This window comes from Chryseobacterium sp. (assembly GCF_045629545.1).
Lineage (GTDB): Bacteria > Bacteroidota > Bacteroidia > Flavobacteriales > Weeksellaceae > Chryseobacterium.
In genome coordinates this window covers 286208-299150 of the sequence record NZ_JAZQRK010000026.1, presented here as the reverse complement: position 1 = coordinate 299150, position 12943 = coordinate 286208, and the positions used below count along the sequence as shown (strand labels likewise).

At 36.2% G+C, this 12943-nt stretch carries 7 protein-coding genes; 2 read left to right on the top strand and 5 right to left on the bottom strand.

The features are described 5' to 3' along the window. Positions 1-191: 191 nt before the first annotated feature. Both sprA and ruvA read right to left on the bottom strand, forming a co-directional pair. A complete protein-coding gene (gene sprA / locus ACKI42_RS06795; RefSeq protein ID WP_407403757.1) occupies positions 192-7262 on the bottom strand; it encodes a cell surface protein SprA in 7071 nt (2356 codons plus the stop codon). Positions 7263-7268: 6 nt separating this feature from the next. After that, a complete protein-coding gene (ruvA, locus tag ACKI42_RS06790; RefSeq protein WP_407403755.1) occupies positions 7269-7853 on the bottom strand; it encodes a Holliday junction branch migration protein RuvA in 585 nt (194 codons plus the stop codon). A 444-nt stretch (positions 7854-8297) separates the two neighbouring features. Here ruvA and ACKI42_RS06785 point away from each other — a divergent pair, with 444 nt between their 5' ends. Further along, complete coding sequence (locus ACKI42_RS06785; protein ID WP_407403753.1) at positions 8298-8681, top strand: DNA-binding protein; 384 nt, start codon at positions 8298-8300, stop codon at positions 8679-8681. 71 nt (positions 8682-8752) lie between these two features. Here the strand turns inward: ACKI42_RS06785 and ACKI42_RS06780 are convergent, their stop codons facing one another. The 3 genes from ACKI42_RS06780 to ACKI42_RS06770 form a co-directional block, all read right to left on the bottom strand. Further along, the gene (locus ACKI42_RS06780) at positions 8753-11041 is read right to left on the bottom strand and encodes an NADP-dependent malic enzyme (RefSeq protein WP_407403751.1); all 2289 of its coding nucleotides are present in this window, start codon (positions 11039-11041) and stop codon (positions 8753-8755) included. A 12-nt stretch (positions 11042-11053) separates the two neighbouring features. Continuing rightward, positions 11054-11905, bottom strand: a complete 852-nt coding sequence (locus ACKI42_RS06775) for a BadF/BadG/BcrA/BcrD ATPase family protein (RefSeq protein ID WP_407403749.1) — start codon at positions 11903-11905, stop codon at positions 11054-11056. A gap of 85 nt (positions 11906-11990) precedes the next feature. Further along, positions 11991-12254 carry a hypothetical protein gene (locus ACKI42_RS06770; RefSeq protein WP_407403747.1) on the bottom strand — a complete coding sequence of 88 codons (264 nt, stop codon included), beginning with the start codon at positions 12252-12254 and terminating at the stop codon, positions 11991-11993. A 228-nt stretch (positions 12255-12482) separates the two neighbouring features. Between ACKI42_RS06770 and ACKI42_RS06765 the strand changes: the two genes are divergently transcribed. Beyond that, entirely contained in the window at positions 12483-12941 is a 459-nt protein-coding gene (locus ACKI42_RS06765) for a GtrA family protein (RefSeq protein WP_407403745.1), read from the top strand. Positions 12942-12943: the final 2 nt, after the last annotated feature.

The window sequence follows — 12943 nt, the reverse complement described above, 5'->3', positions numbered from 1 at the left end:
AACGTCTATTAGTCAGATTTCAGCAATGATGCCTAAAAGAATAGCGGCAGTGACCATCGACGGATTTATGATTAAGATTATACTGTTTGTAATGGCTTTACAGCTGAAAGCAATCATGGATTAAAATTGGAAACTTGAGTTTATTATTATTATTATTATTATTATTATTATTATTATTATTATTATTATTATTAGAATCCGCCCGAATCTCCAAATGTGAAAGTAGCTGATAAACCTGCTCTAATGGTAGATAATGGGAAAGCTGTGGAGATCTTATATTTCGATGTCATTTGCTCGTAGAATACCCTTAAGTTCAATTGTTCTGAAACATTGTAATCTGCAGATAATTTGATATTCATTAGTTTTTGTCCGCCTGTCACCTGAGAATCGTCTAATAAGATATTCATAATACTTGTTCGGCTATCTCTAAGTGAAATATCACCTCTGATATTAAGATCGCTGCCTTTTCCTTTGCCTCCTCTAGCGTTATTCACAGCACCTAGTCTGAAATTTCTTACGATATATCCAAGTCTTACTACATATTCTGTATTTGAATCTTCAGTAAGGGTATGATTGACTAATCCTAACAACAACGCTCTATTTTTATTGTATTGTAGACCAAACTGCATATTGTTTCTCATGGTAACATCTATCCCAACAAGTGGAGAGAAAGATTCTACATAAGCAACCTGAGAGAAATTGAATGGATTGATATAATCGTTATTCACATCCCTACCGCCACCGCCATTATTAAGATCATTAAAATAATCGATGCTCGATTGAATTCCTGTAGCTGTATACGTTGCAGTATAACTATGCAATATATCAAACTTGGTAAATTGTCCACTAACAATAGGTAAATTCTTCAACCCAGAGAAAACTAATCTCCAGTTTGGAATTGGAATTCCTGCTTTTTTGGCATCTCCTATGGCTGTAGGATTTTTGCCTTCTACAGCCGCTCTGAATGCTGGAATAAGGACATACGCATTAGAAATAGAATGCCCATCCGTAAACCCATCATTATTTTGTGTTCCACCCATTTGTTGAGATATCTGTTTTGCATTTTGTCTTATTACAGAATACACTGCTGAGCCATCTTTGAATGCACTATTAAGTAATACCACAGAATTAGAATAGGCAATCATATCACTTGCAAACGTATAGGTAGGATTTGAGTTTCCAAAATCATCTTTATAGTTAAAGCCAGTTTGAGAAAAATTTCTATTATAAGTTTGCAAAACATTAAAATCTATCCTAAAATCATTAAGAGGCATCATCTGCAAATCTGCTCTAAATTCTTTGGTAGACATCCTTACATAAGGATCTATCATTAATTCTGAGTCGCTTACCCATCCGTTTTCTATAGACAAACGTCTGATGTCTGCCTGAGAACCGAATAAGAAACCTGTACTTGGTCCACCCAAACCTTGTCCGTATCCGTAACCGTTGGGTGAAGATAATAAACCTGGTAGCACCGTCCCGTTGTTCTCCGAATAGTTCACATTAAGTTGTTTGAAAGAAGTTAGGAAGAAAGCTGCATTTTGCAATACAGATAATCTATTCTTAAACTTATAGCTTTTATACTTATATCTATTTTTCTCCCATGCTTTTGCGTACACATTATTAAGAGAATCCATCTCTTGCTTGCGTTTTTGAAGTGTCGTATTAATCTTTTTAAAATAACTAAACTGACCAAAAAATTGTGGGATATCTGCCGAAGCAGTTACTTGAATTACATTGGTATTTTGACCAATAGAACCCAAGTTTTCTACTCTATTATTATCAGGATTTACATAGTTGCTCATTACGGTACTACGTGCATTCCAGTTATAAGTAAATCCGTACCCCACCTCAGCATCTATAAAGCTTAGATAAGGTAGATATTGGAACGGTAGTTTATAATTAAGCTGAACTCTATGATTGTATAAAACAGGACGTCCAGCACGGAATATATTCCCGAAAATGGAAGAATTATTCATCGTGTTCACATCCACATTATCGTTCAATGTTCTCGTCATAGAGTTGATGTCTAGTTTTAAAGATTTGGTAAAATTAAATCCTAAACCATATTGCCAACCAAAGTAGAAGTTTCTATTCTTAATGGCATCAAAATCGTCTGCCTTATTCCCACTAAGGATAGCATCGATATTTCTAAATTCTAGTTCGTTGTAATTTCTATCCAATTCTGTTCTGAAAGATAATCTGGTAGGAATTGGGTTAAAATTAAACTCTTTTATCCATCTGAGGTACTTTGTAGACTTCGCTGTATCGCTAATCATCTTGTTGAATGGTTTTACCACCCAAGGTTTGAAGGTATAGTTGTAATCTACGTAGCCTCTGAAGTATTGTCTATAGTTTTTCTTAGTGTAGATATCTCTATAATAATCATCATTATAAACCGTTGTGATCGATAGGTTTTCTACATCATAAAATTTAGGCTTTTTATTAGGATTCATCCTTTCTTTGTGCATATTTACAACGCCCAGACTTCTTTGCTGCGTGTAAGTTCTTGCTACTTTTTTCAGTTCTTCCTTATTGGCAGCTTTGCTAAATTCTACATCGTTATCCAGAGGGTTATACTTAGGATCTTCTATGGTTTGAGAATAAGAATAGTTCACAGGAATCTTAACACCTGTTTTTTCTGGTAAAAACTTATCCAAATTAATTGAAGAATTAATACTAAATGCAGATTGAGTAGACTGATTTCTCTCGGCAGGTTTAGAATCTATATTACCGAATCCGACAGAAGTATAAGAAGCACTGGTATTAACGGTAGCGAAATCTCCTAGGTTGAAATTCAGACTTGCATTACCTGCATATCCACCGTCATTTTCAATTTCAGAAAGACGAATCTCATTTACCCAAAGTACTCTACCCTTTTCTCCTATAGCACCACGTTGATTGTTTCTTACTCCCAACATGATTGTTGTAATATTACCTAAAGAAGGTCTACCTTTGATGTATATTCTCTTGTGTTCATCTCCAAACTCTGGGTCTACTCTACGTAAAATGATATCCGTAGGGAAGTTTTTGTCTCTTCTGATTTTCGCATCTACAAAATCTTGTATATTAAAATCTACATCATTTTCCATTGGCCAAATGTCCATTGGTGCAGTTGCATTTCTAGGTGTATACTTCACTGAAGCTTCATATTCATAATAGTTATCCGTACCATCACTACCAAAACGTATAAAGAATTTCAAATCTCTATCCTGATTAGAGGCTTCTGGTGAATCTAGATTTTCTCCGTGTACAAAAAGTTTTAGCTTTTTGTATCTTCTCATATCCAATGCAACGTTTTTGAAAACTCCTCTAGCTTCATCCGCCATGTTTTTCACTTTAAGGTAAAGTGAAGATTCATTCTGTCTTTGTGCACCAGCATTACCACTCATTACCTGTCTGTCTATCCCAGGAGGCAATACATAAGGAGGGTTATTAAGTCCATTTTCTTCAATATTTACACTACCTACTTCGAAGTTGTCATTCATTGTTGTTCCACCAGCCAAACCTTCTGTTGGTGAATCTACAGATGGACTAAAAATCTTGTTAGGATATCTTCTCCAATCTGATCTTACCAAATCCATTGTTCCAAAACGTAAGGTAGAAGTTTGATCGAAACCTGTAAGTAGCATTCTAGCAAAACGCACATTATTAAGTACCGATGGATCTTTATCTCCACCTGCCTCTGCTTGGTTGTAATCTGAAACGGGAACACGGAACAAGTACCATTTCACATCATCAGACTGTCCATTCTGGAAAGTTGCTTTTACTGTTTTTACATCTACAATATTATTTTGACCTAAAGCTAAATTGGCTTTGTCTAATTTTACTACATATTCGTTGTAGTTTTCGCTTTGGTCTAGATTGTAATCTTTGTTGATATCTTCAGAATCTGGAGTTTGAGAAGCCACTTGTAGCGAGTTGCTTTGTGAGTTTCCTTCTGGTCCTCTGAAGTATTTGTATCTCTGAACTACAGAAGCTGCTTGGCTGCCTGTGAATTTTTCTGATAAATAAAATATGAAATCATCTACAGCAGGATCTACTACATTGCTTACCGGATTGGTAAAAGTAGTCCCAAATCTTTGCGTTTCATCAGCATTAGTTAGTCCATCATATCCCAAATCTTGGTTGGTTCTCTCCTCTCCCTCACTTGCAAAAGCATATAAAACTGGAGGTTGTTTCGGCTGAATTCCCCAATTTGATGTAGAGGTAGAAGAAGGTGCAGAGGCGGTAGGCAATCCATTTTCGTATTGCATAAAACCATCCTTCAAGATATCTTCACTTACGTTTCCTAGATGAAGAAGTAACTTGGGGTTGGTTCCTAGATCACGACCATCTGCATAAGGATCCATCATCCAGAATTCTACATATTCGATATTAGAATTCACGAAGTTGGATACACTAATAGGTCTCATAATCCCTGCCCAACGATCGGACATAGATTCTGTATTAGGATTTGCATTGTAAGGTCCTTTTTCTTGTGGATAATATGAAATATCAAACGTATTGGTGAAGGTTTGTTCTCCAGCAACGAAATCTCTATTATTAAAAATTTCAGAATACTGTACTCTTCTAGAAGCGTGGTTGGACATCGTTTCTGCGGTAATTCCGGCAGGCGCTTTGCCTCCTATACCCCAGAATCTAGGGTCAATATTGTACCAAGATAATAGACCTCTTCCATATCCATTGGTGATATCATCATTTTTACCGGCACCAGCAAAGATAGGATTGTCTTGGTTTTTCTCCGGCTTTGAAGCCAAACTCCAAGCGGCTGGTTCTTTCAGCGATATTTTAGAAGTTGTTTGTTCGAAATCATCAATATAAGATTGATCATTTGTACCCTTGTTGATACCTGGTAGCAAGTAAGCCGCCTCCATTTTGAAATTCAGGTTTGAAGGTGCTTCCGTATTGATTCCTGGTATTTTATCGGTAAGCCTCGTCAAGATAGGAAGTTGCTTGTTGTACATCAAGTTCATCCCAGCCATTGTGTTATTTACGGCTTCTTGACCGTAGTTTACCTTTTGTGTTAAAGGCGATTCGGAATAGTTAACAATTGTTCCACCATAGATGAAATTTTCGTTCACTCTTCTTTCTAAATTTAAACCTAAAAATCTTTTTCTTTGTGTATTAAAAGTTAATTGATTCTCTAGCGAGATATTGATGGCTTGACCAGATTGTTTTACATTTTCGTTGATAATCGTTACCGATCCCAACATATAATCTACGGTAAAATCTATCCCTTCTGTAAGTTGTACACCATTGGCAGCTACTTTTACAGAACCTTGTGGAACGTTAACAGCACCTAGAGAAATACCTTGTCCTTGTGCGCCTTTGTAGCGTCCTTCCATGGTATAACGCTGTGCTAGGTTGCTAGAAGAGGCGACTTGCTTTTGTTGGGAATATAAATCTGAGAATACATATTTAGCATCATTACCCCCCAATATCTGAGCCATATAGCTTCCGAAAGGTTGCACCTTGGTATAGATAATCTTACCTAATTCTTTTCTTATCGTTACGCCTTCCACAAAATCGAAAACACCATCTCCCTGTACTCCATTATTGGTTTGCAAATCCCCATTCACATTTAGGCGATCCCAGTTGAGGAGTTTCAATAAGTTTTTATCTTGTACAGATGTATTGGGAAGATAGTTTACTTTACCACCTGTTTCAGCATCTCTGTAGTACACATTCATGATGAATCCGTCTTGCTCTACTTGCCCAGCATCTAGAGAATAGATGTTCTTCATCATCAAGTTCCACATCGGAGAGGTAGTTTTTACATTGGTATTAGGTTTTAGAACCTTGGTAATCAGTACGGGACTTTCTTCCGAAAACTCCCCTACTTTATACACTTGGTTGGATCCATTTACCGAATAAGAATAAGAAACGGCTAGTAGCTGATTGTCATTTAGCTTTTGGTTGAGAGAGATATATCCCAATTGAGGATGGAAGGTATACTCGTTGGCATTTAGTCTTCTTGCTTTTCTATTAAAGATAAACTGCTCGCCATCTTTATAAGGTTCAGAACCACCAGATGCATTGGGAAACACTTGTCCGCTTATTGTATTGTAGGTAGAGTTGGCATCTCTCAGAGGATCACCCAAGTTGTTAACAGCGGTGTACAAACTGTTTTGGGAGTTGTCTGGCAAACCCGAAGCTCCATCTCCAAGATCTCGGATACCTACAATACTCTTTTGGTACGCCAAATTGCTATTTCCTTGGTCTAGAACCCAAACCTCCATTCTATTAATACTAATTCTGGAGTTGATTTGAGGATAATTTTCTAGTGCTTTATCATAATTATCCAAGAAATAATGTCCGATAAAATAATGCTGGTTATCTTCATAGTCAATGGCATTTACCTTAAAGGTACTCATTACACCACCGCCTTGTACTACAATATTTCGGGCTTCACCTTGCTGCTGAGAGAGTACTACTGTACCGTAGGTTTTCCCTAGTTGGAACTCAGATTTCACTCCAAATAGTGATTCAGAACCTCTTATTAAGCTAGTAGAAAGAGGCATATTCACGTTACCAAATTCTATTCTCTTGATGATTTTGTCTTCACCTCCCGAGTTAGGTTTATTTACTTCGCCCAAACCTTTGGTCTGAAGATCCTTCCAAGTTCCTTTTGCCTGCCATACAAGATTCATTCGGTTCTCGAAGGCAAAGCCACTTTGTGTATCATAGTTGGCTTTCAGCTGTAGATTTTCTCCTACCTTTCCTATTAAGCCAAGCTGAATTCTTTGGTCTATATCAAAAGTAAAGCTCTTTCTGTTTTGCGGTAAGATAAGAGGGTTATCTATTTTTTGGTACAAACCTGCCAAATCGAAAGAGGCATATCCGGAAGGGATAATCTCTATCTTGTTACTTCCAAAGATGGTTTCGAAAAGACGATTGTTGATGGTAAGCGAAGGGATCAGCCCTTTCTTTTGTGCATCTGTTTTATCTTTTCTGTACATCAAACTGAAACGGTCGGACTTCTCTTTATAATACGCTTTAGCCTGCTCTGCAAGCATGAATTCTTTGTAATCTTCTGGAGACATTGCCGTTGGCTGACCCACCACTGTGTTGCCAATCTTGGGATACACATAGTACATCCCCGTTTTGATATCATAGTAGGCTTCATAGTAAGTAGGATCGGTCACTTTATAATCCTTCTTTATGGAATAAGCCTGCGGATCTACCTGTGCCCACCCATTAATTGATGACAATATAAGGGCAAGCAGAAAGTATAATTTGAGAGATTTGTTATTTTTCACCAAACGTTAGATGTTTTTTAATATTTGTTTTACCAATTCTTCTACCGAAATACTAGGATTTTGTTTCATCATGCGATCTGCAATTTTCTCGCTCATACGCTTAGATATTCCTAAAACTTCTAATGCAGATAACGCTTCATCCTTGATTTTATTATCCACTGGGACAGAAATATTTCCTTCTATAGAGCCAAATTTTTGCACTTTATCTTTAAGATCTACAATTATTCTTTCGGCAGTTTTTGTACCTAGCCCTTTGGCTTTTTGTATCAGTGCGCTATTACTCGACATAATGGCTACTGCAATTTCAGATAAACTCAGTGTAGACAGCAAAATAAGCGCAGATACCGCTCCTACCCCATTCACACTGATAAGGAGATTGAACATCTCTTTCTCCTGACGGCTATTGAAACCGAAGAGCAAATTGGCGTCTTCGCGGATGATTTGTTGGATATAGATAAGGGTTTCGTGGTTCAGTGTCAGCGTTTGAGAAGTCATCAAACTGATACCTACATAGTACCCAACTCCTTGTACATTTATAATAGCGTAAGTAGGAGTAAGTTCTTGAACTATACCTTGTAAAGAAAATATCATGATTAAATTTTATAACTTCCAAATATAGTAATTTAAACTAAGTATTAATTTCATTTAAAAGAAGAATCCTTTTTAACTTATTTTACCTTATCAGTGACAACTTTTTAACACAAATCCTCCAATACTGTAAAATCTTTGTGCTCTTTTTTTTAGTTTAAATTATAATTAAATAATACCACCACAAACCCTCTATTTTAGGACAATTAATAAAGGTTTTCTTCGGTAAGCTGCAATAGACAAAAAATTCATGCGCATGAGTTCTCAATTTCATGCGAGTGAATTGCAAGATTCATGCGGGTGACTTCCTCAAGTCATGCGGGTTATTTTTTTTTAAGCACAGAAATAAAGTTTTATTTTTTTTAATTATAATTAAATTTTTATAGGTTATTTTTTTATAAATTCGTAATAAACAACACATTATATTAACCTCAAAAACGAAAAAAAATGCCAATCACATTCAATGTTATTTCAAGAACAAACCCTCAAAGCCCTACAGATCCTCCAAAATTCTATGCAGATATCGTAGGCAACGGAGAAACTACCTTTGATGATCTTGCCAAGCATGCTTCATCAGTATCTACCGTATCCAAAGCCGATATTTTGGCGGTGCTAGAAAGTACTTTTTCTAAGATTGCCGATGATGTAGCGGCAGGAAAAATAGTGTATGTAGGAGATTATTTCACGCTACAAGCCAGTGGTTCTAGCGAAGGCAAAGCAACACCCGAGGAGGTAACCTCAGCAAGTATTACCAGTGTGAAGACCATCTTCCGACCAGGTAAGATGATAAAAGATGCGCTGAAACTAGCGACCTTCAAAAAGAAAGAATAATATCCACAAGAAAGAGCCGGCAAAATTCTTCGAATTTTGCCTGCTTCTTGTAAAGTATAGCTTACTAAAACTTATTTTTTTGCTTCTCTTCTTTGGGCATCCAAAACGGCTACCGTTGCAAGATTCACAATTTCGTCTACACTAGATCTCATTTGCAATACGTGTACGGGTTGCTTCAGACCCATCAGTATTGGTCCTATTACTTGCGCCACCTTCATACCTCTAATAATTTTGTAAGATAGGTTGGCACTTTCTAGATTCGGGAAAATAAATGTATTGGCAGGTGTTTCTCCTAGTTTTGAGAAAGGATAATCGCTAAGGTGATCTGCATTCATTGCAAAATCTGGCTGTATTTCTCCATCTACTATCATCTTCGGGAATTTCTCGTGCAATATCTTCACTGCTTTTGCTACCTTCTTGGAAGTCTCGGCAATACCTGCAAAATTCTCGAATCCTAGCATCGCAATACGAGGTTCTATGGCAAAAGATTTCACAGTAAACTCTGCCATTTTAGCAATATTTACCAAATCTTCCGCAGTAGGATTGTGGTTGATAGAGGTGTCTGCAAAGAAAATAGGTTTCTTCTCAGACAAGATCATCATCATTGCTGCTACTTTATCTACTCCTTTGTCTTTTTCTATTACTTCTAAAACTGGACGTAGCACAGATGTATAATTCTTGGAGAACCCAACAATAAGCGCATCAGTATCACCATGCTTCAGCATTAATGGCCCGAAATAATCTCTCTGGCGAACGTATCTTTTTGCTTTGTACTCATTCATCCCTTTGCGCTGACGAAGTTTCCAAAGTGTTTCTCTGTATTTTTTTCTGTTTTCTTTTTGATCCTTATCATTAGGATCGATTATCGGCACATCAAGATTGATCCCGTAACGCTCCATCTGAGCTTGGATGTATTCTTTATCACCCAAAAGAATTGGTTTCGCAATCCCTTCTTCATATAATATCTGAGCTGCTTTAAGAACATTATATTCTTCTGCATTTCCTAGAGTAACCCTCTTCGGATTGGATCTTGCTCTATTCTGCATCATCCTTACCAATTTGTTATCTTTACCCATACGGTCTATCAATTGGGACTCGTACTCATCAAAGTCCACAATTGTTTTTCTAGCAATACCACTCTCTATGGCAGCTTTTGCAACGGCGCTAGATACTTTGGTAATCAATCTATTATCAAATGGTTTAGGGATAAAATAATCTCTACCAAATTGTAAGTTCTTCACATTATAAGCAAGGATTACCGCTTCTGGAACGGGTTCTTTTGCCAAATTAGCGATAGCATGTACAGCCGCCAACTTCATTTCTTCGTTGATGCCTTTTGCTTGTACGTCTAATGCACCACGGAAAATATAAGGGAAACCCAATACATTATTTACTTGATTAGGAAAATCACTTCTCCCTGTAGCTAGAATTACATCTTTTCTGGTAGCGATTGCCAAATCATAGTCAATCTCTGGGTCCGGATTTGCCAAAGCAAATACAATAGGATTCTCATTCATGCTAGAAAGCATAGCAGGTGTCATTACATTTCCTTTAGACAAACCAACAAAAACATCAGCACCTCTTACCGCATCTTCTAATGTATCGATATCTGTAGTCGCAATATAATCTATCTTTTCTGCCGTAAGATTTTCTCTTCTTTGGTTGATAACTCCTTTACTATCGCACATCAAAATATTTTCCTTCTTCAGCCCCAAAGACATATATAGGTTGGTGCAGGCAATAGCCGCAGCTCCAGCGCCGTTTACTACCATTCTTACCTCTTCTATTTTCTTCCCTGCAATCACCAATGCATTAATTAGAGCTGCTGCAGAGATGATAGCAGTACCGTGCTGATCATCGTGCATCAATGGGATATCTAGCTCTTCTTTTAGCTTTTGTTCTATATAAAAAGCTTCAGGCGCCTTAATGTCCTCAAGGTTAATCCCACCAAAGGTAGGAGCAATGCCTTTTACAATTTGAATGAATTTATCAGGGTCTTTCTCATCAATTTCAATATCAAATACGTTGATATCTGCAAATATTTTGAAAAGTAGACCTTTCCCCTCCATTACTGGTTTTGATGCTTCTGCACCAATATCACCCAATCCTAATACCGCTGTACCATTAGAAATTACCGCTACCAAGTTTCCTTTTCCTGTATAATCATATACTGTTTCTGGATGATGGTGGATTTCCATACACGGTACGGCTACACCTGGTGAATAAGCTAATGATAAGTCTCTTTGCGATGAGTGGGGTTTAGACGGAATTACTTCAATCTTCCCTTTCGGCTCCGCTTTATGATAATCTAGCGCGGCTTGATTAAAGTTTTTCTCGTCGCGATGCGTTTTATTTGACATAGAATATTTTTTTTAAAGTATATATTGAATGTGGTAGTCTACTAAACTTTCTATAGGTTTTTGTACAACGTGTCCCACATTTAGATTAAATTCTGTAGCTACAGAACGTAATATTGGTTCATAGTAATAAGCAATTGATCCGATAAAGTTTATCTCGGATGCTTGTGCTTCTTGATAAGGTATAACTTGATACTCGAAGAAATTTTTCATCTCTTCGTACACCATCTTTTGAAAATAAGGATGCTCTTTTCTCTCGACAACAAATTTATTAAAATCTGCTAAATATGCATTGGGCCTAGAATTATGATACATATTTCTCAATGCTTCATCAATAGTAAGATGATACGTATTTTCAAATTCAAGATGCAAATCCAGAGGAAGTTTTTGCATAAAAAATCTTCTGACCAATTGTTTTCCAATGGCACTTCCACTTCCTTCATCACCTATCAAGAATCCTAATGAAGGTAACTGTATCTTCACTTGGTTACCATCAAAATAACAAGAATTAGATCCTGTACCCAAAATACAAACAATGGCAGGTTTCCCGTTATAAGCAGCATAGGCAGCTGCAGTAAGATCTTCCTTTACTGTAATGGTTGCTTTATTAAAAAACTTGAGCAGTTCTGTCTCAATGATTTCTTTGTTTGCCGGAATTCCGCACCCAGATCCATAGAAAAAAACTTTTGTGATAGAGTTTTTTACAGAACTCAAACTCGCGTTTTTCTCAATTTCTGGTACAATAAGATTCGCTGCAATATTGTTGGGATTAAAACCTATCGTTTCCGTTTTTAGAAAAACTTTTTTGAAGTCATCTAAGATTACCCAATCACATTTTGTAGATCCGCCATCAACGATTGCAACCATATTTCTTTATTTATAGTATGCAAAATTAGGAATTTATCTTTAAATAGAAATTAAAAACAATTGCCGATGAATAAAGCGTAAATAGTTAACTGTTGATTTCGTTTCTATTTTGATTATATTGTAATAACCAATCTTCTATCTCATCTTCCAAATAATTGGTCTGTAAGATAATTGCATTGATAAAATCATCAGGGATGGATTTGTCTTTTGTGGTTTCAAGCTCCTGAAGATCATGGTATAGATTTTCATACTCAGAATAAATTCGTCTGAAACGAGAATTCTGCTTTTCTAAAGCTTCTATATTTTCATGTTGAAGCTGAAATTTTCTGTACTTGTTTTGAGATTTCATACAAATATTTTATTGTTAGGTGTGTAAAAATTTGAGCCAAGAAATCATTCTCGCATTACAAGATAGGAAAAACCATCAACAGAAGTAGTTGAAAATGAATTTATTACCAGGTATCTTTCCGATTATTTGAAGTAATAAATGTAGAAATAATTTCTAATGTACAAAAAACTTTAACATCTTTTTTTACTGTTTAACATATAATTATAAATTTGCACTTTACAAAAAGAAATGAAAGAGCTACTAGAACGCCACAAGCAAATTTTATTATTTATCATCGCAGGTGGGTTAAGCGCCATTATAGAAATTGGAAGTTTCAAAATATTCAGTTCTCAGCTTCCTCAATTTTTCCCTCAAGAATTAGATTTCAACGGAATCCATTATCCACTGAGCAATATATTATCCACTAGTTGCGGAATAATGACTAATTATTTTCTGAGCATTTGGTTCGTCTTCGAGCGAGGAAAACATTCCAAAAGGAAAGAATTTTTCTATTTTATGGTAGTTTCCTTTTTTTCTACGCTACTTAGTTTGTTGTTTTTCCAACTATTCTACAGTTATATTTTTAAAAGTAATATTGATTTAATTTTTTATACCTTGAGCACAGAAATGATTAGCAAGATTGCTGCAATCTTATTGGTTTCTATTTTGAACTACTCTATAAAAAAGAAAATAATATTTAACGGATAACT